Below are 21762 nucleotides of genomic sequence, written 5' to 3' on the forward strand. Positions count from 1 at the left end.
CGGACCGCCCCCGGTGCGCACCGGCGCCGGCGTCAGACCTGGCCGATCGGCTCGCGCTTCTCGGACTGGAACGCGTCCTCGCCGCGGCCGTGCGCCCAGTACGCCGACAGCGACAGCCGGGACCGGTCGATCCCGCACTCGTCGGTCAGGTACGGCCGCAGCGCCTTCATCGCCCCGCGCTCGCCGTGTGCGAAGACCTGCACGTCCCCGTCCGGCCGGTCCAGCGCGCGGACCGCGTCGAGGAGCACCGTGCTCGTGCCGGCCCCGGCGCCGCCGCGGTGCAGCCACCGCACTTCGATCCCGCCCGGCGCGACCAGGTCGAGCTCGTCGGCCGCGGTGCCGACCTCGATCAGCGCCGTCCCGCGCGCGTCGGCGGGCATCGCCTCCAGCGCCGACGCGATCGCCGGCAGCGCCGACTCGTCCCCGGCCAGCAGGTGCCGGTCGGCGCCCGGGTCGGGGGCGTAGCCGCCGCCGATCCCGCCGAGGACCACCGGATCGCCCGGCTGCGCGGATGCAGCCCACGGCCCGGCGATCCCGGCGTCGCCGTGCACGACGAAGTCGATCCAGATCCGCTCGGCCGCGAGGTCGAAGCGCCGGATCGTGTAGGTCCGGGTCGAGGGGAGCTGCTCGACCGGCAGCCGCTCGCGCAGCGCGGCCAGGTCGTAGGGCGGGACGAGGTCCGAGCCTGCCGGCCGGAACAGCATCTTGGTGTAGGTGTCGGTGTGTCCTTTCGCGGCACCCTCGGCGGCGTCGGCCAGGGCGGTCCCGCCCGCGACGATACGCACCAGATGCGGCGAGAGCTGCACGCGCTCGAGCACCTCCAGCACGATCTGGGGCCTGCGGGTCCGGGTTCCGGGAGCGCTCATCGGGTTCCTTCGGTGGTCGCGGTGCGAGGATCGAGCGGCACGACGGTCGGGGTACCGGTGACCGGATCGGGGACGACGAGGCAGCGGAGCCCGAAGACCTCCTCGATCAGCTCGGCGGTGATCACCGCCTGCGGCGGGCCGGTGATCACGACCCGGCCGCCCCGCATGACGATCAGGTGGTCGGCGTAGCGGGCGGCCTGATTGAGATCGTGCAGCACCGCCACGATCGTCCGGCCGTCGGCGTGCAGGGTGCGGAACAGCTCCATCAGCTCGTACTGGTGGGCGATGTCGAGGAACGTGGTCGGCTCGTCCAGCAGCATGATCGGGGTGTCCTGGGCCAGCAGCATCGCCACCCAGACCCGCTGCCGCTGACCGCCGGACAGTTCGCCGACCAGCCGGCCTGACAGCTCGGTGAGCCGGGTCGCGGCGAGCGCGTCACGCACCGCGGTCTCGTCGGAGGGACGCCACTGGTGGAACAGGTTCTGGTAGGGCGCGCGGCCGCGGGCGACCAGGTCGGCGACCCGGATGCCGTCCGGGGCCAGCGAGCTCTGCGGCAGCAGGCCGAGCAGGCGGGCGGCCTCCTTGGCCGGGTACCCGGCGATCGCCCGGCCGTCGAGGAGCACCTCGCCCGAGCTCGGCGGCAGGATCCGGGACAGCGCCCGGAGCACCGTGGACTTGCCGCAGCCGTTGGGGCCGATGATCGCGGTGAACGACCGGTCGGGTACCTCGACGGAGAGGTGTTCGGCGACGACGCGGCGCCGGTAGCCGATCGTGGCGTCCCGGGTGACGATCCGTGCCGCGCCGGGCCCGGTAGGGGCGCCGGCCCCGGCGGTGTCGGTGTTCCCGGAGGTCGTGCTGGTCATCGGGGGTCTCCCGTTCCCGCTCATGGATGGGTGCCGTACTGCCGGCGGGCCTCGTGCACCAGCAGCCAGATCAGGTAGATGCCGCCGAGGCAGACCGTGAGGAGCCCGACCGGGACGACCCGGTACACCGCGGCGATCACCAGGGAGAGCAGGTGCGCGCCGGCCAGCAGGGCCGCGCCGGTGCAGGCGGCGGACAGCGTGCTGACGCCTGCGGTGCGGCTCAGCCGGCGGGCGATCTGCGGTGCGGCCAGCGCGATGAACGCGATCGGGCCGGCCGCCGCGGTCACCAGCGCCGTCGTCGCCACCCCGACGACCAGCAGCGACAGCCGGGCCGTGCCGACCCGGGTGCCCTGGGTGACGGCGGCGTCGTCACCCAGCTCGAGGCGTCGCAGCGACGGCGACAGCACGACGGCGGCGACCACGATCACCGCGGCGATGCCCAGCGAGGGCAGCATCGACGACCAGGTGATGTTCGCGATCGAGCCGGCGGCCCAGAAGCCGACGGTCAGCGCCTCGTCGACATCGGCACGGGTGATGAGGTAGGCGTTGGTGGAGTGCAGCATGGCCGCGATCGCGATCCCGACGACGATCAGCCGGAACCCGGCGATGCCGCCCCGGTAGGCCAGCAGGTACACCGCCAGCGCGGTGACCAGCCCGCCGGCCAGCGCGGCGGCCGCGATGTTCCAGTAGCTGCCGGCGCCGAACACCAGGACGGTCAGCGCCACGCCGGTGTAGGAGCCGGCGTCGAAGCCGATCACGTCCGGCGAGCCGAGCGGATTGCGGGTGAGCGACTGGAAGATCGCCCCGCCGACGCCCAGCAGCGCGCCGAACACGAGCGCGGCCGTGACCACCGGCAACCGCCACTCGAGCACGATCGTGCGGTGGAAGCGCTCCCCGCCGCCGACCAGGGCGCGGGCGACCTCGCCGACGCCGAGCCGGTAGTCGCCCAGGCCGAGCGCGAGCACCGAGGTCCCGAGTGCGAGGGCGAGCAGCGCCGCCGAGACCCCGACCAGCCGCAGTCCGATCCGGCCGGAGAACAGCGGGGTGCGGACGGTGCGCAGCGGATAGCCGAAGTCGACCGGCTCGCCGGTGCCTGCGGTCCCGGGGCCCGGGACGTCGTGCCGGGTGCGGGTCACAGGCCGCTCGCCTCCCTCCGGCGGACCAGCGCGATCAGCACCGGCGCGCCGATGATCGCGGTGACGATGCCGACCTCGATCTCGCCGGGGCGGGCGATCACCCGGCCCAGCACGTCGGCGACGAGAACCAGCACCGGGGCGGCGAGCGCCGAGTAGGCGATGATCCACCGCTGGTCCGGCCCGACGAACCAGCGCACCACGTGCGGCACCATCAGCCCGACGAAGGCGATCCCGCCGGTCAGCGCGGTCGCACCGCCGGCGAGCAGGGTGATCACGACGATGCCGAGCACCCGGGCCCTGGCCACCTTCGTTCCGAGCGACGCGGCCAGGTCGTCGCCGAGCGCGATCGAGTTCAGCGCACCGGCCAGCGCCACGGCACCGATCAGACCCGCGATCAGGAAGGGGGCGACCAGCAGCGTGTCGGCCAGCCCGGTGCGGTCGATCGAGCCCAGCCCCCAGTTGCGGAACGCGCGGAAGGTCTCCGGGTCGATCAGGGTGAGGAAGGTCGAGAAGCCGTTGAGCACCGCGCCGAGCGCCACCCCGGCGAGCACCAGGGTGACCGGCGACGCGGTCCCGCCGCCTGCCGAGCCGATGACGAACACGACGACCGTGGTCACCGCGGCGCCGAGGAAGGCGAACCACAGGTACCCGGTGATGCTCGTCAGGCCGAACACCCCGGCGCCGAGGGTGACGGCGAACCCGGCGCCCGCGTTGACGCCGAGGATGCCGGGCTCGGCCAGCGGGTTGCGGGTGAGCGCCTGGATCAGTGCGCCGGCGACGCCGAGCGCGGCGCCCACGAACAGCGCGACGACCGTGCGGGGCCACCGCTCGGTCCACACGATGATCGACGCCTCCGAGCCGTCCCGGGACCACAGCGCCGACCACACCTGGTCGTAGCCGACCGGGTTCGCGCCGTGCGCCATGGACAGCAGCACGGCGACCGCGAGCGCGACGACGATGGCGCCGAGCCCGAGGGCCCGGCGCCGATACAGCGACGCCCCGGCGGACGGCCGGGCGGGATCGTCGTCCCGCCCGGCCGTCGTCCGGAACCTGGAGCTCATTGTCACTGCCGATCAGCTGAGGTCGAGCCCGTCGATCCGCTTCGTCAGCTCGTCGGCCGCCCACGGAAGGCTCGTCGCGCTGGCCCCGCGGCGCAGCACCCAGGTCAGCTCGCTGCCCGGCTCGTCGATGGTGACGCCGACGTAGCGGCCCTCGACGACCGGGGGCAGGGCCTGGAACAGCGGAGCGCTCTCGCGCGTCTCCCGCCCGGCCGCGTCGTTGTAGAACACGACCAGCACGTCGCCGTCGAGCTGACCGATCTGCTCGTCGGCGACGCTCGCGTCGGCGACGAACTGCTCCGCCAGCGGGTTGGGGGCGAAGCCCATCGCGGTCACGATGCGCTCGGCGGTGCCGCCGGTGACGGTGTAGTAGTCGATGCCGGACTGGGTGTAGTCGGTGGCGATGGTGATCGTCCGCCCGGCGTACTCCGGGTGCTCCCCGGCCACGGCGGTGACGGCCTGCTCGGCCTCGGTGATCACCGTGTCGGCGGCTGCCGGGAGGTCCAGCGCGCGGCCGACCATGCGCTGCGTCTCCTGCCAGGAGATCTGGTCACCGGGGACCTGCTCCGGGTTCTCCAGCACCGGGGCGATCGAGCTGAGCCGCTCGAAGGTCACCTCGTCCTGGACGAAGTTGGTGGCGATGATCAGGTCGGGCTCGGTCGCGGCGATGCCCTCGAAGTTGATCGGGTCGCGGCGGGTGGCGGTGTCCCGGGTCTCGATGCCGGAGAACCACTCCGGGCTGCGCCACGGCCACTCGGACTCCTCGGCCATCGTGTAGACCGGGGTGACCCCGAGCGCCTCGAGCGCGTCCAGGTTGGGGGAGAACCCGATCACGGCGATGCGTTCCGGGCGTTCCTGCAGCGTCGTCTCGCCGGCCCAGGTCGTGAGCGTGAGCGGGTACTGTGTGGTGCCCTCGGCCGCGGGGAGCGCCGATCCGCCGGCGGCGGTGTCGCCGCCCGCGTCCTCGTTGCCGGTGCTCGCGCAGCCGGCCAGCGCCACCAGCAGTGCGAGTGCGAGTGCGGGCACGGCGTTCCGCCGCCCGCGGCGGAACATGGGGATGGCCATGACCGTCCTTCCTGAGTGAGGTGATGCCCGGGAACGGGGTGATCCGGGGTGCCCGGACAACAGCAGTCAGGTTAGGCAACGCTACATGGGGTGGCGTGCAGATTCCGACACGATGTGTGCAGTTACCGCCAAGATCCCGCGCTCGGGTGCATCGCTGCCGGACACTGGTGAGGTGTCCCACGCTGTGCGGTCGCCCGACGACGGGATGATGAGCGACCAGGATCACGCCGAGCCCGGCGGGGCCGGGCTGCCGTGGCGCATCCACGTGCCGCCGGTGTCGATCGACGAACGCATCGAGACCGACAAGCACGTCCTGCTGTGGCAGGTGCGGGGCCGCTCGGACTTCACTGTCGACGGCGCGACCCGGGGACTCCGGGCCGGCCAGGCCCTCTGGCTGCCGGTCGGTACCCGGCACGCGTTCACCACGTGCGTGAACTCGGTCCTGCTCCCGATGTCCTTCGACGTCGCGGAGACCGCCACGACTCTACATCAGCCGACCACGATCGATGTCGACCGTGACCTGCGGACGCTGTTGCTGGCCTTCGTCCAGTCGAGCTACAGCATCATCCGGCCCAGCACCAACATCGCGCGCCAGATCCTCGCCCTGATCGAGGAGCGGCCGGTGCTGGCGACGTCGCTGCCGATGCCGACGACGGACGCGGCGCTCGTCGTCGCCGAGGCGCTGCGGTTCAACCCGGGCGACGAGCGCTCCGTCGAGGAGCTCGCCGAGTCCGCACACGCCTCCACCAGGACGATCGAGCGCGCCTTCCTCGCCGAGACCGGCATGACGCTGCGCCGCTGGCGGATCGGCAACCGGATGGAGGCGGCGGCGATCCTGCTCCGCTCGCAGACGACGCCGGACGCGGTGGCCCGCCGGGTGGGGTACGCGAACACCAGCGCGTTCCGGCGGGTGTTCAAGGGGCACTTCGGCGAGACGCCGGGCCAGTACATCGAGCGGTTCCGCGTCGAGCTGTGACCCGGCCGGTCCGGGCGGACCGTGGCGCCGCTACCGGTCCCGCCAGCTCAGCGGCGACAGGTTCACCGCCGCCTCGGCGACCCGGCGGGCGGTCTCGGTGCTCAGCGCCTTCCGGCCCGAGTCGATCCAACCGTCGACCCGGCCGACACCGACGTCCCGGTACTCCACGGCCTGCAGGATCATCTCCAGCTTGTCCGCGTCGCGCGCGCAGCGGGACTCCGGTGACTCCCCGCTCTCGTACTCGTCCACGGCGGCCCGGACCATGGTCCTCGAGCCCGGCGGAAGGGACGCGGTCTGGTCCGCGGTGATGGCACGGGCATCCGGCTTCACCAGGTACTGCCCGGCGGTCGGCGGCAGGCCCCCGGTGCGCACCTCCTGGCTGTCGTGGAAGATCGCGAGAAGGGACGCCTGCCCGGGATCGGCGCCCTCCTCGGCCGCGATCAGCGCGGCCAGCTGGGCGACGCGGGCGGTGTGCTCGGCAACGGACTCGGGATCGCGCACTCCTGCATGTCACCAGCCGGCGCGGCGGATACGCTTCAGCCACCGAGTTTCTGTACCGAATCCTTCGGTAAGTGTCGGAGGAGCTCGCTCTTGTACGACACCAGTGTGTGCAGTGACCGGAGATTCAACGGCCGGTGCGCGGCGCGTTCGTCCAGGCGGTCGACGAGGTGGGCGAGGAGTCGGCTGCCACTCCAGTCGGAACGGGAGTCCTTCAGCATGAACGAGTCGTCGGCATGGTTTCCGCACGTCTCGCCGATCCAGTGTGCCCAAAAATTGAGGTTCACCAGTTGTGCGCGTTCTCCATCGAGTAGGTCGACGAATTCCTGCACTCGATCCGAGTCACCTCGAGTTGCCAATGCGACGGCCGCCGAGCGTGATGTGAGGTGTTCGTGCAGGTCACCCGACAGGTCGATCGATCTTGGCGTCGTCCGGCGATGCAGTGCACGGATCCAGTCCATCGTTGATGGCCGTGAGTCGAACCCCAGAAGGTAGATGGCCTGCCTGCGCAGGAGCCATTCGTCGGTGTCCGGCCTCCGTTCGCCGCAGCACGGTACTCGCCTGCGGGTGCTGATCGAGTTCGGCGAGCTCCCCGGAAATTCGTAACCCGCATGACAGGATGAGGTCCGCAGCGATTGCCTGATGAATGTGTCCCGCGACGGTGGCAGGTGCAGCGGCGCGGGCGAGCAGTCGGCTCACGCCCATCACATCCCCGGCTGCGGCTGCGGCGAGCGGACGTCGGCCCGACTCCCAGCCCTGGATCGTCGAGACGTCGACGCGGAGCAGTGCAGCCAGTTGCTCCTGGGTCATCGACGCAGTGCGACGCGCGGTCTTGAGCGCGAAGCCTGCGACGATCCCCACGGGGCGTGCACTGTGACCGCGGGTCAGGGTGTCGTCGCGCCGGACCATGGTGAATCTGCCTTTGCCGAGTACGTGGTGACCGGAACCCGTACCGCCGGTCAGTGGTGTTTGAAACTGTGGACCTTGAATGGTGACCAGGTTCAGAACGGAGCAATCGTTCGATTCGCCGGGTTCGGCGCCACTCGTCGTCGTGGAGGCAGGTCGTGTCGAACGCACGCGGAAACAGTCGCCAGCACCTGTCGTTGAACTGCGGTCGGGATGGACGTTTGCACCTGGTGTCCGATCGCGACTTTGCCGACGGAGTGTCGAATGACCGTGGTGCCTACCGTGCTGTATATGGTGCCTACATTCTTGCAGGATCGCTCACTCGGAGTGGCGCCGACTGTCCGGCGTGTACGCGCGCCGGCGCGGAGAGTGCGGCAGAACCCGACGAGGGCGACGGAGGCGGTGGGGCCCGAACTGGCATCGCCGAGTTCATTCCGGGCGGGCCGGACCGGTCATGGGGCCGAATTCCGGCTCTGCGTCGCGTGGTCCGCCGGTGCGAATTCCTGGACCTGCTGCTGGCCGGGGCTGTCAGCAAGGAATGACTCGCCGATGCACATCGCTGGCAGTTGCGGTATTGGGGACATCGCATTCGGAATCTATGCTCCGGCTCGGACGAGAATTCGGGGGAGACGGGTATGGGATCGCTGTTCGCCGACGTGCGTTTCCGTCGGCTGTTCGCCGCGCAGGTGGTCGCGCTCACCGGGACCGGTCTCGCCACCGTCGCGCTCGGGCTGCTCGCCTACGAGCTCGCCGGGGAGCGGGCCGCGCTGGTGCTCGGATCGGCGCTGACCGTCAAGATGGTCGCCTACGTGCTCGTCGGTCCGGTGGTGGGCGCGGTCGCCGACCGGGTGCCGCGGCGTCGGCTGCTGCTGGCGGCGAACCTGGTCCGCGCCGGGGTGGTGCTGGCGCTGCCCGGCGTCACCGCGCTGTGGCAGGTGTTCGTGCTGATCGGCGTGCTCCAGGTCGCCTCGGCGATTTTCACGCCGGTGTTCCAATCCGTGCTGCCCGACATCGTCACCGGCGAGCAGGACTACACCCGGGCGCTGTCGGCCGCGCAGCTCGCGAGCAGCCTGGAGACGGTGCTGAGTCCGCTGCTGGCCGCCGCTGCGCTGCTGGTGCTGAGCTACTCGTCGCTGTTCGTCGGCACGGCGATCGGGTTCGCCGTCTCGGCGCTGCTGGTCGCCGGCACCGCCGTCCCGCCGGTCGCTCAGCGCGCCCCCGGCGGGTTCGGCGCGCGGCTGCTGCTGGGGATGCGGCTGTTCCGGGCGGTCCCGCAGCTGCGCGCGCTGCTCGCGCTGAACGCGGTGGTCGCGGCGGTCGGGGTGGTCTCGCTGGTCACGACGGTGAACGTGGTCCGCGACCTGCTCGGCGGCACCGACGCACAGGTCGGGTTGCTGCTCGCGGTGTCCGGGGCGGGCACCGCGGTGGCGGCGGTCTGCTCGCCGTGGTTCGCGCGCCGCGCCCCCGTGCGCACCGTGATGCTCACCGGGGCGGGCGTCTCGCTGGGCGCGGCGGCCGCCACGGTCCTGCTCGGGCTGTACCCGTCGTGGCCGGCCGCCGTGCTCGCCTGGGCGCTGGTCGGGCTCGGCCCCGGCTGGATCATGGTCAACACCGGTCGCCTGCTGCGGTCGTCGTCCGGGCCGGGGCAGCGCCCGGCGCTGTTCAGCGCCCAGTTCTCGCTCTCGCACGCCTGCTGGCTGCTCGGCTACCCGCTGACCGGCTGGCTCACCGTCGCCGTCGGGCTCGCCGGCACCTGGCTGGTGCTGGCCGTCCTCGCCGTGATCGGGACCGGGGCGGCGGTCGCGTTGTGGCCGCGGACCGATGCCGACCTGGTCCGGCACCGGCACGGCGACGACGTCGACCACGACCACGTCGCGCGCGGCCGGCGCACCGCGCGCGGATGGACCCACTCGCACCGGACGGTGGTCGACGAGCGGCACCCGCACGGACCGGTCCCGGTCTGAGCCCGGTCAGCCGCGCCCGGCGCCGCCCGGTGCCGGGAGCAGGCCAGTCGCGGCCTGGTACGCGGCGCTCTCCCGCCGGCTCGCCGCGGAGCCGAGCAGCACCCCCACCAGCGAGAACGCGATGAGCGCCCCGACGAGCGGCCGGACCGGCAGGATCCGGGCGCCCTCCGCGCCCACCAGCGCCGCCGCCACCAGCGGGACGAAACCCGACACCGGCGAGCCGGAGAGCTGGTAGCCGAACGAGATCCCGGTGTACCGCAGCTCGGTCGGGAACAGCGTGGTGAGGAACCCGGAGAGGGTCGCGTAGTACACGGCGTGCCCGATCATCAGCCGGGAGGGCACCGCAGGTGCGCTGTCGCTGAGCCGGCTCTGCGCCTCGGCCGGGTTCGTGCCGCGCATCCTGCACCGCAGCAATGACTACGACGTGGTCCGCGAGCTGGTCGTCGCCACCGGCGCGGTGGCCGTCGTGCCCGAGCTCGGGCACACCGCGGACGACCGGATCGCCGCCACCCGGATCACCCGGCACCGGGCGCACCGGACGGTGCTGGTCGCGTACCGGACCGGCAACGTGAACCCGCTGATCGGGGAGTTCCTCGACGCCCTGCAGCAGGTCGTGCCCGGGTGGGCCGACCGCTGAGGCGGCTCAGCCGCTGATCCGGTACTGGGCGATCTTGCGGTAGAGCGTGGACCGGGCCAGGCCCAGCGCCGCCGCGGCGGCGACCCGGTTGCCGCCGCTGTCGCGCAGCGCCGCGACGATCGCGTCCCGCTCGGCCTGGTCGACCGGGCGCAGCGCGGTGCGCGGCGCGCTCTGGCAGAACTCGGGCAGGTCCGCCGCGGTCAGCTCGCCGACCGGCCGCCTGCCGAGTGCGGCCTCCAGCGCCGCCCGCAGCTCGCGCACGTTGCCGGGCCAGTCGTAGCGGGCGAGCGTCCGCAGCGCGTCCGGCGACGGGCGGACGTCGCGGCCCGGGGCGAGCTCGGCGAGCAGCTCGCCGACCAGGGCGGGGAGGTCGCCGAGCCGGCTGCGCAGCGGCGGGACCGTCACCGACTGCCGGAACCGGGCGAGCAGCGCGTCGTGGGACGGTCCGCGCGGCGCGGCCCCCGCTCCCGTCGCCGTTGCTGCTGTCGCCGCCGTTGCTGCCGCCGTCGTCGCGGTCGTCGGTGCCGCCGCCGCCGCTGCCGTTGCCGTTGCCGCTGCCGTTGCCGCTGCCGTCGCTACCGCCGCCGCTGTCGTTGTCGCTGCTGTCGGTGTTGTCGCTGCTGCCGTCGGTGCCGTCGGTGCCGTCGGTGCTGTGGTCGTTGCTGCCGCTGTCGTTGCCGTTGTCGCTGTCGCGGCGAACCGGGCGCCTGGCCGGTCGAGCAGGGCGAGCGCGCGCCGAGCGCCGTCGTCGTCCAGCCGGTCGATGTCGTGCAGCACGACCAGCGGCGCCGATCCGCCGCCGGGGGTACCGGTCGTGTCCGCCGGGCCGGCGGTGGCTGCCGGGCCTGCGGTGCCGGCGGTGCCGTCAGGGCTGCGCAGGGCGCGGTCCAGGTCGGCCAGGAGCCGCCGCCGCCCGCTCCCCGGCTCCCCGACGACGAGCACCGGGACGCCGGTGCGCAACGCCTCCGCCACGACCGCCCTGGCCGCCCGCAGCGCCGGGCTGCGGACCGATCCCGCGGCGATCGCCGCGCGATCGTCCCCGGCCGCCCGCGGCGCCGGGAGACCGCCCGCCTCCCGGAGCACCGCGACCTCCCCGGCCAGCCCGGCGACCGTCCCGCCGACCGAGACGGTGCTCCCGCGCAGCCGCACCCGGGCACCCGACGGCAGGTCGATCCGGTCGTCCACCCCCGGCCCGCCGATCATCAGGAACCGCGCGTGGTCCTGCAGCGCCACCAGGTCACCCGGCTCCAGCAGGGTCCGCATCTCGGCGTTCGCGAGCACCGTGCGGCGCCCGACCGCCAGCACCGCCCGCCGGGTGCGCGCGTCGACCCGGGTGTACAGGTCGAACAGCGCCTGCTGGTCGGGATCCCGGTCGCGGAGCAGGTGGTCCCGGATCCGGGCGGCCGCCGAGCGGACCAGCGAGTGCAGCACCGGCGAGGAGTGCTCGGCCCGGCAGCTGATGTCGATCACGCCCTCGATCCGCCCGCTGAACGGATCGTGCACCGGGGCACCCGCGCAGGCGTAGTCGTGCAGCCGTTCGACGAAGTGCTCGGCCCCCACGATGTGCACCGAGTCGCCGCTCTCCAGCACCGTGCCGACACCGTTCGTGCCGACCGCGTCCTCGGCGTAGCCGAACCGCTCCGCGAAGTTGTGCACGTCGGCGTCGCGGCCGATCCGGGACGTGGTGTCCCGGCGGACCAGAAGCCGGGCCCGGTCGTCGGTGAGCGCGATGCACACCGGGATGTCGGCGACCTGCTCGGCGAGCCGCTCCACGACCGGGCGGGCGCACCGGACCAGCCGGGACTGCACGTCCAGGTCGGGGTGGTACTGGTTCGCGATCACACCCGGGTCGACGCCGCGGGCGGCGCTGCGCCGCCAGGACGCCACCACGTGCCGCGGCACGTCCGGGAGGTCGGCGTCGGGCCGCTCCAGCAACGCCGAGCGGGCCGCGTCGAGCAGCCTGCGCCGGCGGACGAGGTCACCCAACGCCGCACCTCCCTGTGCTTCCCGTCACATCATGCGGTGCTCGTCAAGGAACCTGCCTGTCCGAGATTGGGACACCGACCCGGCCGGGCACCCGGCCTAGCGTCGGGCCGTCCCGTCACCGCCGATCCGGGAGGTCCCGACATGACCGACGCCGCCACCCTCGAGCGCGACCGGGCGGGGGACGACGACCCGGCCGGGCCGGAGCACGTCGACGTCCTGATCGTCGGGGCCGGCGTGTCCGGCATCGGTGCCGCGCACCGGCTGCGCGAGCAGTACCCGGACCGCAGCTTCACCATTGTGGAGGCACAGGACGCCCGCGGCGGGACCTGGTGGACCCACCGGTTCCCCGGCGCCCGCTCGGACAGCGACCTGTTCACCTACGGCTACCGGCACAAGCCGTGGCGCGGCCCGTCGATCGCCGCGGGCGAGGAGATCCTCGGCTACCTCGACGAGGTCATCGAGGAGGACGACCTCGCCGGGCACATCCGCTACCGGCACCGGGTGACCGGGCTGGACTGGTCGTCGGCGGACCGGCGGTGGACCGCACAGGTCACCCGCACCGACACCGGTGAGCAGCTGCGGCTGACCGCCGGGTTCCTCTGGATGTGCCAGGGCTACTACAACCACGACGAGCCCTACACCCCGCAGTGGTCCGGCACGGAGCGCTTCGAGGGCCGGATCGTGCATCCGCAGGCGTGGCCGGACGACCTCGACCACGAGGGTGCCCGGGTGCTCGTCATCGGATCGGGCGCCACGGCGGCGACCGTCGTGCCCGCCATGGCCGGAACCGCCGAGCACGTCACGATGCTGCAGCGCTCGCCGTCGTACTGGTTCCCGGCGCCGCGGGTGCACGAGCTCGCCACCCTGCTGGAGCCGCTGGACCTCCCGGCGGACTGGACGCACGAGATCCTCCGCCGCCAGTACGTCCAGCAGCTCGACTGGCTGGCGACCACCGGGCGCGACGATCCCGACCAGCTGCACGAGTTCCTCGTCGAGTCGATCCGGCCGCTGCTGCCCGAGGGCACCGACGTCGAGAAGCACTTCATCCCGCGCTACCGGCCGTGGCAGCAGCGGATCGCGTTCGTGCCCGACGGCGACTTCTTCGAGCGGATGCGCGCCGGGCGGGTCTCGGTCGCCACCGACACGATCGACGAGTTCACCGAGAAGGGCGTGCGGCTGTCCTCCGGCGAGGTGATCGAGGCCGACATCGTGGTCACCGCGACCGGGTTCGACCTGTCGGTGTTCGGCGACATCCCGTTCCGGGTGGACGGCGAGCCGGTCGACTTCACCCGCCGGGTCACCTGGCGCGGGATCATGATCAGCGGCGTGCCGAACATGGCCTACGCCTTCGGCTACTTCCGGCACAGCTGGACGTTGCGCCTGGACCTGGTCAACGACGTCATCGGGCGGATCTTCGACCGGATGGCCGAGCGGGGCGCGAGCACCGTCGTCCCGCAGCTGCGCCCGCAGGACGCCGGCATGGAGCTGCGGCCCTGGGTCGAGCTGGACAACTTCGGCCCCGGCTACGTGCAGCGCTGCCGGGACCGGATGTTCCGGCAGGGCGACCGGGACCCGTGGACGCACATGCACGAGCACGACCACGAGCGCGTCGCACTTCCCGGGGCCGACGTCGACGACGGCCTGCAGTACCACTGACCGGACCCGCCCGACCCCATCCGCCCGACCCGCGTCCCAGGGAGGACCCGTGCCCCGCATCCCCGTCCGCACCGGCGTCACGCTCAACCACGAGATCAGCGGCGACGGCGAGCCGCTGCTGCTGATCATGGGAACGTCCGGCTCGATCCCGCTGTGGGGCGAGCTGGTCGGCCGCCTGGAACAGACCCACCGGGTCATCGCCTTCGACAACCGCGGGCTGGGCGGCAGCGACCGCGGCGCCGGCCCGATCAGCGTCGGCGGGCTCGCCGAGGACGCCTCCGCGCTGCTGGAGGCGCTCGACGTGCCGTCGGCGCACGTGCTCGGCTGGTCGCTGGGATCGGCGGTCGCCCAGGAGCTCGCGCTCGCCCGCCCGGATCAGGTCCGCTCCGCCGTGCTGTACGCGACCTGGGCCCGCGCCGACGGGTTCCAGCGCGCGGTGCTCAGCGCGCTGCGTGCCCCCTACGTGCACCGGGACATGGACGCGGCGCTGGCCGCGTCCGGGATCGCGTTCTCGCCGCAGCTGCTCGACCATCCCGACTTCGGCGCGCTGCTGGAGCCGATGCTGCCCGCGTTCCCGCAGAACGAGGCGCAGATGCAGGTGACCGTCGAGCAGTGGGACGCCGACCTGGCGCACGACACCCTGGACCGGCTCGGCGCGGTCACCGCGCCGAGCCTGGTCGTGGTGGGGGAGCAGGACCTCCTGACCCCGCCGTGGCAGGCCCGCGCGGTCGCCGACGCGATTCCCGGGGCCCGCTTCGAGCTGGTGACCGGCCCCGGGTCCAGCCACGGCCTGCACATCGAGCGTCCCGCGGACCTGACGAAGATCGTCACCGGGTTCCTGGGCGAGCACGCCGGGGGCTGACCGCGCTCACCCCAGGTGAGTGCGGAAGAAGTCGAGCTGCGCGGCGCTGGAGACGGCGAAGTTGTCACCGGTGTAGGCCTCGAAGTGCCCGCCGGGCAGGATCGTGAGCTGCTTCGGCTCGCGCGCCTGCTGATAGCCGGCGAGTGCCAGGTCGGCCGGGGTCAGGTGGTCCCCGGCGGCGACGGTCAGCAGCAGCGGGGTCGGGCTGATCAGCGGCAGGTAGGCGCCCGGCTCGTAGTTGGTGAACATCTCCACGCTGCGCAGCGTCACCTCGTTCTCCCAGGTCTTCGCGCGCTCCCGGATCGGGCCGAGGAAGAAGTCGTGGGTGTCGGCGGTCGGCAGCGCGCACGACTCGCCGGGATCGTCGACCCAGGTGACCGGGATGGTCGCCGGAGCGGCACCCTGGTAGCGCGCGACCCGGTCGGCGTCGAACGCGGCGCGCAGCCCGGCGATGTGGTCGGCCCGGACCAGCCGGCGCGCGTTCTCGTTCCCGCTGATCAGCGGAACCTGCGAGGACACCGCCCGGACCCGCCGGTCGATCGCCGCGACCACCAGGACGTGCGCGCCCGAGTAGCTGGAACCCCAGATCCCGATCCGGCCGGGGTCCACCCCGTCCAGGCCGGAGGCGAAGGTGACCGCGCTGCGGTAGTCCTCGATCTGCCGCCAGGGATCGATCTCGCCGCGCGGCTCGCCGTCGCTCTCCCCGAGGTTGCGGTTGTCGTAGACCAGCACCCCCAGCCCGCCGGCGGCGAAGACCTCGGCGAAGTCGTCCAGGTACATCTCCTTCGTCGCCGAGAACCCGTGCGCCATCACCACCAGCGGGTACGGGCGCGGCCCGCCGTCGGGCTCGTAGCGCCACCCGCGCAGGGTCGTGCCGTCGGACCGGAACTCCACGTCGCGTCGGGACATCGTCGTCAACTCCTCGCGTACCGAACTCCCTGGACGCCGACGAGTCTCGACGCCCACGGGCGCGCCCGCGTGTACCCGGGCGACAGGTCGTTGTACGGGCCCGCCAGGCGCTTCCGCGCGGGTCGCGCCGGTGCCACAGTTGCCGGTGTCATCCCGGGGCGCCGCCGCACCGGCGATGGGGAGGTCGGCAGTGACAGGAACCGGACCGGACCGCTGGAGCGTGCACGGCCGCGCCGACGACGACATGTCGGACCGCTGGCGCGAGATCGTCACGGCGACGCACCTGCCGTGGAGCGTGCAGGCCGGGACGGCCCGGCCGGACAAGACCTTCCGGGCCCGCGTCCGGCGCTGGTGGGTCGACGATCTCGCGCTCGTCGACGCCGAGTGCGAGCGGACCCGCGGCGTGCGGTCGCGCACCCAGATCGCCGACACCGACGGCGAGTTCGTGGTGATCCTGTTCGTCCGGGACGGCACGGAGACCGTGTGGCAGGAGAGCGGGACGGCCCGCCTCGGCCCGGGTGACGCCGTCGTCTGGGACAGCACGACGACGGCGCGGTTCGCCGTCGGCGACCGGCTGGTGAAGCGCAGCCTGCTGATCCCCCGAGCGGCGCTGGCCGAGGTCGGCGGCCGGGCATGGGCCGCCGACCCGGGGATCGTGCTGGACCGGGACGCCCCGGCCGTCCGCCTGCTGGCCCACTACCTGGACGCGCTCACGGCCACCCTCCCGGCGCTCGGGCCGGCCGCGACGGTCGCCGCCCGGAACGCGACGCTCGAACTGGTCGCCGGGGCGGTGCGCCCGGGCACCCCGGCCGGCCCGGCCGGTGACCCGGTGCTGCGAGCCGTCATGGAGCGCTACATCGACCGGCACCTCACCGGGCCCGAGATCACCCCGGCCGGGGTGGCCGGCGCGCACGGGGTGTCCGAGCGCACCGTGCACCGCGTCTTCAACGCCGGCGGGGAGACCCTCGGCGGGGTGGTCCGCAGCCGGCGGCTGGCGCGGGCCCGCGACGATCTCGCCACCGGAGACGAGCCGATCTCGACGATCGCGCACCGATGGGGCTTCTTCGACAGCAGCCACTTCCACCGTGCCTTCACCGCGCGCTACGGACTGTCCCCCGGTGGCTACCGGGCGTCGCACGGCGGGACCCGTTCCTGAACGGTCGTACCGTTCGACGGCTCCGTTGTGGATACTGTGTCGGTAACCCGGCGCCGGCAACCGGTGCCGGTCACCTTGCCGCCCACCGGGTCCGGTCCTTCCGCGAGGGATGCCAGACGTGCCGCACACGCTCGGTCCGCCGTTGACCCGGTTCGACGTCCAGTCCACCGATCCCGAGTGGTCGAACCAGGTGCTGCGGAACGCCTACGCGGACTTCGACGTCGGCCTCTCCGGGGACCCCGCGGGATTCCGGTTCGCGCACACCGGCACCGCGGCACCGGGATTCGCCGTGGCGCACGTGGTCTACAGCATGGTCGCCGAGTTCGAGGTCGCGGCGCCGGGCGAGACCGTGCACGTCGTCAGCGGCTGTGCCGGTGGCAGCCTCGGTGTCCGCGCCGGGCGGGAGACCGCCGGGGCCGAGCAGGGCCGGCCGCTGCTGATGCCACCGGAGCGCGGATGGTGGAACCGGCTCGACGACATGGCCGTCGACACCGTGTCCCTCGACATGTCGCTCCTGGACCGGGCCGCCCACTCGCTGTTCGGCCCCGAGGTCGGGCGGGTGCGGTTCAGCTCGATGCTGCCGGTGCCCGGAACGGCCGTCCGGTACTGGGAGTCCGCGCTCGCCCACGTGCGGGGTGCCGTGCTGTCCGACGACGAGATCGCCGCACACCCGCTGGCGCTGGCCGAGGCCGGCCGGACGCTGGCCGGCGCCGCGCTGCTGACCTTCCCCAACAGCGGGCTCGCCGGTGCCGGGCGGGCACCGCGGACCGACCCGGCCGTGCCCGCGGTCCTGCGGCGCGCGCTGGCCTACATCGAGGAGAACGCCGGCACCGACATCGGGATCGACGACGTCGCCGCGGCCGCCCGGATCGGCGTCCGCGGGCTGCAGCACGCCTTCCGCAGACACCGGGGCCGGACCCCGCTGGAGGAGCTGCGCCGGGCCCGGCTCGCCCGCGCGCACGCCGACCTGCTGGCGGGTGATCCGGCCGGCGGGGAGTCGGTCGCCGCGGTCGCGGCCCGGTGGGGCTTCACCCATCCCGGGCGCTTCGCGGCGCACTACCACGCGGAGTACGGCTGCTCACCGGCGCAAACCCTGCGCTCCTGACGCGCGCCGCGGTCCCGTACCTGCGGCGGGTTCCCGCACGCGCCGCATTCCCGCACGCGCTGCCCCCGCCGCGTTCCCGCACCCCCAGCGCTTTCCCGCACCGGATCGGGCAGGTGCGAGAAGGCGCTGGGGGTGCGGCGTAGCGCTGGGGGTGCGAGCCGGCGTTGGGGGTGCGGCGCCCTGCGGCGCTGCCCCGACAAAAGGCTCACAGCACCCCGGCGAACCGGAGGAACGCGGCGATCGAGGTGACGGCCCCGCCGTCGGGCAGCAGCACGCCGTCGTCGGGGGTCCAGCCGTCGCGGTTGAGGTAGGACCGCGGGTCCTTCCGGAGCTGCCCGACGATGGTCTCGGCGACGATCCGGCTGCCGACCGGCCCGAGCGCGGCGCCGCCGTTGCGGACCTCGGACTCGCGCAGCACGTAGAACCACAGCGGCGTCCGGTCGACGAGACCGCCGGACTCCAGCGCGGCGCGGATCGCCGGGTCCAGCCCGTCGGTCAGCTCGGCGACGGTGAGCGGTGTGATCCCGAGCGCGGTTGCGATGGCCTGCCCGGTGGGGATGCCGAGCCGGAACCCGCGCAGCAGGTTGCGCCGGGCCAGGTGCACGAGCAGCGTGCCGAGGTCGCTGTCCGGGGGCACGCTCGTGCCGTCGAGCTGGTTGACCATCTCCTGCAGCGGGCTCGCGAGGAAGGTGTCGATCGGGCGGGCAGCCCGGATCGGGAAGAGATCGTCGAGCTCGACGAACCGCTGCCACTCGATCGGCCAGTTGTCGGGCAGCGTGGTGGCGCCCCCGAGGAAGCCGCCGGTGCCGGTGAACTGGAACAGCTGCTGCAGGGTCGCGCGCTCCTGGAAGCTGCCGGGGAAGCCGAAGTTGCGGTTCCAGTCGTAGGCGCCGCGCACCATGCTGTGGCCGAACCGGAAGGCGGCCACCGAGAACTCCAGCGGCATGTAGGTCCGTTCCCGGCCGAGGAGCCCGAGCGGGTCGTCCTCGCCGGCGATCGCCCGGTCGACGGCGCCGGCGTCCAGCACGGTGTCCAGGTAGTCGTGCACGGTCAGCCACTGGTACGCCCAGCGGGTGAGGTCGCGGGCCCGGGCGAACACCGCACCGGTCCCGGCGTGGCCGGGCTCGTTCGCGCGGACCCAGTCGACGGCGTTGTTGTGGAAGCGCAGGAACGCCACGTGCAGCTGCGCGACGACCAGGTTCTCGTCGTTGCGGCCGTCGCCGATCAGGGCGACCCGGTCCTGGCGGGGCAGGTCGCGCTCGTCGTCGTTCACCGGCGGGACGAGCACCCCGGCCACCCCGCCGGTCACCGCCAGGGTGCCGAGCGCGAACTTGGCCGGGTCGTCGGCGCGGTACGGCACGGCGATCCCGCCCGGCACCGGCGTGGCGAACGGCCCGTCGCCGTAGAGCGAGTCCAGGTTCAGCGCCGGGTTGCGCTTGTTGACCAGCAGCGAGACGACGTCGGCCGGGGGCATCGGGGTGAGCGGGGTGACGTCGATGCCGATGACGCTGTCGTTGTCGGTCGCGGCCGTCAGGTCGTGGTCGACGAACTGGCCCCAGTAAGTGTGCACCGGCGGGATCGGCGCGTCCGGACCGGACGGCGGGGCCTGCTCGATCATGGCCGTGCCGAGCGCGTTCAGCGCGGCGACGGTGGTCTCCGCGATCTGCGGCGTCTCCGCGGGCAGCAGCTTGGCGGGGTCGTTGGCGAGCGCCGGGAACAGGTAGTCGAAGTCGCTCACCCCGGCCAGTACCAGCGCACCCGCGATGCCGTCGGTCTTCGCGATCTCGGCGTCCTGGGTGATCTCGCTGAGCCGCACCGACCCGTGCTCGACGGCCCGGTCGGCACCCGGGGCCTTGTCCACGATGGCGTGTCCGCCGTGTCGCATCCCGGTGATCACCCGGCGTCCGTCGGCGTTCTCGTTCATCGTCTGCACTCCCCGCATCGTCGTGGTGGTGGGCACGGTGGGAATGACGATAGAAGTGCTGTTACCGGCAATTCCATACGCACATGTGTGTAGCAAACCATCTTTCCGGGTTCCGGATACCGAATCCGGACGATGACCGGCAGAGTCCGTTGTGTCCTGGCGGAACGTGCGCCGGAAATTGATCAGGAATGCGTATTGCGGGGGCCGGTCGCCGGTCGCGACGGTGGTGCATGCGATTCGCGGTGTTCATGGACGGAACGTGGAACGACCCGGCCGACGGGACGCATGTCGCGCTGCTGCACGACCGCACCGCCGAGAGCGGGCGCGAGGACCCCGGCGGCGGGCAGCAGCGGTGCTACGTGGAGGGCGTCGGGAACGGGCCGTGGGACCGGATCCGGGGCGGCGCGTTCGGCCACGGCGTCGACGACACCATCCGCCGCGGCTACCGCTTCCTCGCCGAGCGGCACCGGCCCGGCGACGAGATCTACCTGTTCGGCTACAGCCGGGGCGCGTTCACCGCGCGCAGCCTGGCCGGGATGATCACCCGGTGCGGCCTCGTCGCACCGGACGTGCTCACCGATCGCGAGGTCTTCGACCGGTACCGCGACCTGCGCAGGCCCGGGCTGCGGGAGATGACCGAGGGCGAGGACGACCCGGGCCGCCGGACGGCGCAGGACCGGACCGTCCTCGCCCGGTCCCGGCTGGAGCGCATCCGGTTCATCGGCGTCTTCGACACCGTCGGCAGCCTCGGCATACCGGGCGACATCGGCAAGGTGTTCGCCCACCGGTACCGGTTCCACGACACCGCGCTGAGCGGGTACGTCGACGTCGCCCGGCACGCGGTCGCCCTCGACGAGGACCGCCCCGAGTTCACCCCGACGCTCTGGACGGCCGTGCCCGTCCCGGTCCCGGACCACCCGACGTCGGTCGAGCAGCGCTGGTTCGTCGGGGCGCACTCCGACGTCGGCGGCGGCGGCGAGCGGTCCCGCGGCCCCGCCCCGCTCTCCGCGCTGCCCCGCGAGTGGATCGCCGACCAGGCCCGTGCGGCAGGCCTGGACATCGGGCCGCCCGCCGTCCCGCTCACCGGCGACGAGTGGCGCTCCGCCTTCGGCGACCCGTACCCCGGCTGGCTCGCCGGGCTCGCGTCGCTGGTGCCCGGCCGTCGCCCGTACCTGCGGCCGGTGAACACCACCGAGCGGGAGACGCTCGCGCCGTCGCTGCGCGAGCGGTGGGAACGGCTGCCCGGCTACCGCCCGCGCAACCCGAACCTCGCGCCGTGGCTGCGCAGGTCGCGGGTGCCGGCCTGAACCGGCGTCACTCGCGGAACCGGGTGGTGCTCCAGCCGCCGCACACCGGCAGCGTCACGCCGGTGACGAACGCGGCGTCGTCGGAGGCGAGGAACGCGACGGCGCCGGCGACGTCGTCCGGCCGCCCGACCCGGGGCAGCGGACGGGACCGGGTCACCACGTCCTCGAAGATCCCGGAGTCGATCTTCGCCGCGGTCGCCGGGGTGCGGACCAGGCCGGGCGCGACCGCGTTCACCCGGATGTCGCGGCGGCCCAGGTCGGCGGCGAGCTGGCGGGTCAGGCTGGTGACGGCGCCCTTGGCCGCCGAGTAGGGCGCCGACCCGCGCACCCCCACCAGCGCGAACGTCGACGAGGTGTTGACGACGGCGCCGCCGCCCTCGCAGGCGGCCGCGAACGCGCGGGTCAGCCGGAACGCGGTGCCCAGGTTGAGCTGCAGGTAGCGGTCGAGGTCGTCGTCGCTGGTGGCGTCGATCGGGCCGTCGCCCGCCTTGCCGGCGATGTTGGCGAGCACGTCGGGCGCGCCGAACTCGGCGCGGGCGCGGTCGAGCACGGTGTCCGGGGCGTCGGGTGCGGTCAGATCCGCGGTGAGCGTGGCGAGCGCGGCATCGGGGCCGAGCTCGGCGGCGAGCCCGGCCAGGCCGGCGGCGTCCAGGTCGACGGCGAGCACCCGGGCGCCGCGCCGGACGAACAGTGCGGCGGTGGCCCGGCCGATGCCGGACGCGGCGCCGGTGACGACGGCGGTCCGGCCGGCCAGCTGGGACGGGTGCGTGGCGGGGGAGTCTGGCATGGGGCGTGGTGCTCCGTTCGGCAGGCGGGGTGCGCGGACCCGGGCAGGATCGGCCCCGGTCCCGGCGCCGGGCCACCGGTCGCTCCCACCCAGCGGAAACC

The 21762-nt window shown here is 73.4% G+C and carries 20 protein-coding genes and 1 pseudogene; 8 read left to right on the forward strand and 13 right to left on the reverse strand.

Translation table 11 applies throughout. The features are described from left to right. Window positions 1–32 precede the first annotated feature (32 nt). Genes ABZ881_RS08635 through ABZ881_RS08655 form a run of 5 tightly spaced genes read right to left on the reverse strand, consistent with a single transcriptional unit; the run spans window position 33 to window position 4988 of the window. Window positions 33–866 carry a siderophore-interacting protein gene (locus ABZ881_RS08635; protein WP_358482964.1) on the reverse strand — a complete coding sequence of 278 codons (834 nt, stop codon included), beginning with the start codon at window positions 864–866 and terminating at the stop codon, window positions 33–35. Further along, the gene (locus ABZ881_RS08640; RefSeq protein WP_358482966.1) at window positions 863–1729 is read right to left on the reverse strand and encodes an ABC transporter ATP-binding protein; all 867 of its coding nucleotides are present in this window, start codon (window positions 1727–1729) and stop codon (window positions 863–865) included. Before ABZ881_RS08640 ends, ABZ881_RS08635 begins: the two co-directional genes overlap by 4 nt. 20 nt (window positions 1730–1749) lie before the next feature. Continuing rightward, window positions 1750–2865, reverse strand: a complete 1116-nt coding sequence (locus ABZ881_RS08645) for an iron chelate uptake ABC transporter family permease subunit (protein WP_358482967.1) — start codon at window positions 2863–2865, stop codon at window positions 1750–1752. Beyond that, the gene (locus ABZ881_RS08650; RefSeq protein ID WP_358482969.1) at window positions 2862–3926 is read right to left on the reverse strand and encodes an iron chelate uptake ABC transporter family permease subunit; all 1065 of its coding nucleotides are present in this window, start codon (window positions 3924–3926) and stop codon (window positions 2862–2864) included. The genes ABZ881_RS08645 and ABZ881_RS08650 overlap by 4 nt, the downstream gene beginning before the upstream one ends. A gap of 12 nt (window positions 3927–3938) precedes the next feature. Further along, entirely contained in the window at window positions 3939–4988 is a 1050-nt protein-coding gene (locus tag ABZ881_RS08655) for an ABC transporter substrate-binding protein (RefSeq protein WP_358482971.1), read from the reverse strand. Between the two features lie 172 nt (window positions 4989–5160). Between ABZ881_RS08655 and ABZ881_RS08660 the strand changes: the two genes are divergently transcribed. Beyond that, on the forward strand, window positions 5161–5964 hold the full coding sequence (locus tag ABZ881_RS08660; protein ID WP_358482974.1) for an AraC family transcriptional regulator: 804 nt from the start codon (window positions 5161–5163) through the stop codon (window positions 5962–5964). 30 nt (window positions 5965–5994) lie between these two features. Here ABZ881_RS08660 and ABZ881_RS08665 read toward each other — a convergent pair. From ABZ881_RS08665 to ABZ881_RS08675, 3 genes and pseudogenes are all read right to left on the reverse strand, one after another. Continuing rightward, window positions 5995–6504, reverse strand: a pseudogene (locus tag ABZ881_RS08665) (HD domain-containing protein). Next, the gene (locus ABZ881_RS08670; protein WP_358483114.1) at window positions 6501–6794 is read right to left on the reverse strand and encodes a hypothetical protein; all 294 of its coding nucleotides are present in this window, start codon (window positions 6792–6794) and stop codon (window positions 6501–6503) included. The pseudogene ABZ881_RS08665 and the gene ABZ881_RS08670 overlap by 4 nt, the downstream one beginning before the upstream one ends. 67 nt (window positions 6795–6861) lie before the next feature. Further along, on the reverse strand, window positions 6862–7539 hold the full coding sequence (locus tag ABZ881_RS08675) for a helix-turn-helix transcriptional regulator (RefSeq protein ID WP_358482975.1): 678 nt from the start codon (window positions 7537–7539) through the stop codon (window positions 6862–6864). 464 nt (window positions 7540–8003) lie between these two features. Here ABZ881_RS08675 and ABZ881_RS08680 point away from each other — a divergent pair, with 464 nt between their 5' ends. Beyond that, window positions 8004–9332: an MFS transporter gene (locus ABZ881_RS08680; RefSeq protein WP_358482977.1), complete on the forward strand. Its 1329-nt coding sequence runs from the start codon at window positions 8004–8006 to the stop codon at window positions 9330–9332. Window positions 9333–9338: 6 nt separating this feature from the next. On the opposite strand, the gene ABZ881_RS08685 is transcribed toward ABZ881_RS08680, so the two are convergent. Continuing rightward, window positions 9339–9731: a hypothetical protein gene (locus ABZ881_RS08685; RefSeq protein ID WP_358482978.1), complete on the reverse strand. Its 393-nt coding sequence runs from the start codon at window positions 9729–9731 to the stop codon at window positions 9339–9341. Here ABZ881_RS08685 and ABZ881_RS08690 point away from each other — a divergent pair. After that, window positions 9691–9969 carry a LysR substrate-binding domain-containing protein gene (locus tag ABZ881_RS08690; protein ID WP_358483106.1) on the forward strand — a complete coding sequence of 93 codons (279 nt, stop codon included), beginning with the start codon at window positions 9691–9693 and terminating at the stop codon, window positions 9967–9969. The genes ABZ881_RS08685 and ABZ881_RS08690 overlap by 41 nt on opposite strands. 6 nt (window positions 9970–9975) lie before the next feature. Here the strand turns inward: ABZ881_RS08690 and ABZ881_RS08695 are convergent, their stop codons facing one another. After that, the gene (locus ABZ881_RS08695; RefSeq protein WP_358482979.1) at window positions 9976–11955 is read right to left on the reverse strand and encodes a helix-turn-helix domain-containing protein; all 1980 of its coding nucleotides are present in this window, start codon (window positions 11953–11955) and stop codon (window positions 9976–9978) included. Between the two features lie 141 nt (window positions 11956–12096). On the opposite strand from ABZ881_RS08695, the gene ABZ881_RS08700 reads away from it, so the two are divergent. Then, window positions 12097–13611: an NAD(P)/FAD-dependent oxidoreductase gene (locus ABZ881_RS08700; RefSeq protein WP_358482981.1), complete on the forward strand. Its 1515-nt coding sequence runs from the start codon at window positions 12097–12099 to the stop codon at window positions 13609–13611. Window positions 13612–13660: 49 nt separating this feature from the next. After that, window positions 13661–14473, forward strand: a complete 813-nt coding sequence (locus ABZ881_RS08705) for an alpha/beta fold hydrolase (protein WP_358482983.1) — start codon at window positions 13661–13663, stop codon at window positions 14471–14473. A gap of 6 nt (window positions 14474–14479) precedes the next feature. Here ABZ881_RS08705 and ABZ881_RS08710 read toward each other — a convergent pair whose 3' ends face one another. Beyond that, the gene (locus ABZ881_RS08710) at window positions 14480–15382 is read right to left on the reverse strand and encodes an alpha/beta hydrolase (RefSeq protein WP_358482985.1); all 903 of its coding nucleotides are present in this window, start codon (window positions 15380–15382) and stop codon (window positions 14480–14482) included. Between the two features lie 190 nt (window positions 15383–15572). Between ABZ881_RS08710 and ABZ881_RS08715 the strand changes: the two genes are divergently transcribed. Together ABZ881_RS08715 and ABZ881_RS08720 are read left to right on the forward strand one after the other, a co-directional pair. Then, on the forward strand, window positions 15573–16538 hold the full coding sequence (locus tag ABZ881_RS08715; RefSeq protein ID WP_358482987.1) for a helix-turn-helix domain-containing protein: 966 nt from the start codon (window positions 15573–15575) through the stop codon (window positions 16536–16538). 118 nt (window positions 16539–16656) lie between these two features. Then, complete coding sequence (locus ABZ881_RS08720; RefSeq protein WP_358482988.1) at window positions 16657–17643, forward strand: AraC family transcriptional regulator; 987 nt, start codon at window positions 16657–16659, stop codon at window positions 17641–17643. Window positions 17644–17848: 205 nt separating this feature from the next. Here the strand turns inward: ABZ881_RS08720 and ABZ881_RS08725 are convergent, their stop codons facing one another. Beyond that, the gene (locus tag ABZ881_RS08725) at window positions 17849–19603 is read right to left on the reverse strand and encodes a heme peroxidase family protein (RefSeq protein WP_358482989.1); all 1755 of its coding nucleotides are present in this window, start codon (window positions 19601–19603) and stop codon (window positions 17849–17851) included. Between the two features lie 194 nt (window positions 19604–19797). Here ABZ881_RS08725 and ABZ881_RS08730 point away from each other — a divergent pair, with 194 nt between their 5' ends. Further along, on the forward strand, window positions 19798–20874 hold the full coding sequence (locus tag ABZ881_RS08730) for a DUF2235 domain-containing protein (RefSeq protein WP_358482992.1): 1077 nt from the start codon (window positions 19798–19800) through the stop codon (window positions 20872–20874). A gap of 7 nt (window positions 20875–20881) precedes the next feature. On the opposite strand, the gene ABZ881_RS08735 is transcribed toward ABZ881_RS08730, so the two are convergent. Further along, on the reverse strand, window positions 20882–21661 hold the full coding sequence (locus ABZ881_RS08735; RefSeq protein ID WP_358482994.1) for an SDR family oxidoreductase: 780 nt from the start codon (window positions 21659–21661) through the stop codon (window positions 20882–20884). Window positions 21662–21762 lie beyond the last annotated feature (101 nt).

The organism is Pseudonocardia sp. NPDC046786 (genome assembly GCF_040645415.1).
Lineage (GTDB): Bacteria > Actinomycetota > Actinomycetes > Mycobacteriales > Pseudonocardiaceae > Pseudonocardia > Pseudonocardia kongjuensis.

Bases quoted from the DNA above. Each gene is read 5' to 3' on its own strand.
- ABZ881_RS08635 (WP_358482964.1), bottom strand. From the start codon at position 866: ATGAGCGCTCCCGGAACCCGGACCCGCAGGCCCCAGATCGTGCTGGAG.
- ABZ881_RS08640 (WP_358482966.1), bottom strand. From the start codon at position 1,729: ATGACCAGCACGACCTCCGGGAACACCGACACCGCCGGGGCCGGCGCC.
- ABZ881_RS08650 (WP_358482969.1), bottom strand. From the start codon at position 3,926: ATGAGCTCCAGGTTCCGGACGACGGCCGGGCGGGACGACGATCCCGCC.
- ABZ881_RS08655 (WP_358482971.1), bottom strand. From the start codon at position 4,988: ATGGCCATCCCCATGTTCCGCCGCGGGCGGCGGAACGCCGTGCCCGCA.
- ABZ881_RS08680 (WP_358482977.1), top strand. From the start codon at position 8,004: ATGGGATCGCTGTTCGCCGACGTGCGTTTCCGTCGGCTGTTCGCCGCG.
- ABZ881_RS08685 (WP_358482978.1), bottom strand. From the start codon at position 9,731: ATGCGCGGCACGAACCCGGCCGAGGCGCAGAGCCGGCTCAGCGACAGC.
- ABZ881_RS08700 (WP_358482981.1), top strand. From the start codon at position 12,097: ATGACCGACGCCGCCACCCTCGAGCGCGACCGGGCGGGGGACGACGAC.
- ABZ881_RS08710 (WP_358482985.1), bottom strand. From the start codon at position 15,382: ATGTCCCGACGCGACGTGGAGTTCCGGTCCGACGGCACGACCCTGCGC.
- ABZ881_RS08730 (WP_358482992.1), top strand. From the start codon at position 19,798: ATGCGATTCGCGGTGTTCATGGACGGAACGTGGAACGACCCGGCCGAC.
- ABZ881_RS08735 (WP_358482994.1), bottom strand. From the start codon at position 21,661: ATGCCAGACTCCCCCGCCACGCACCCGTCCCAGCTGGCCGGCCGGACC.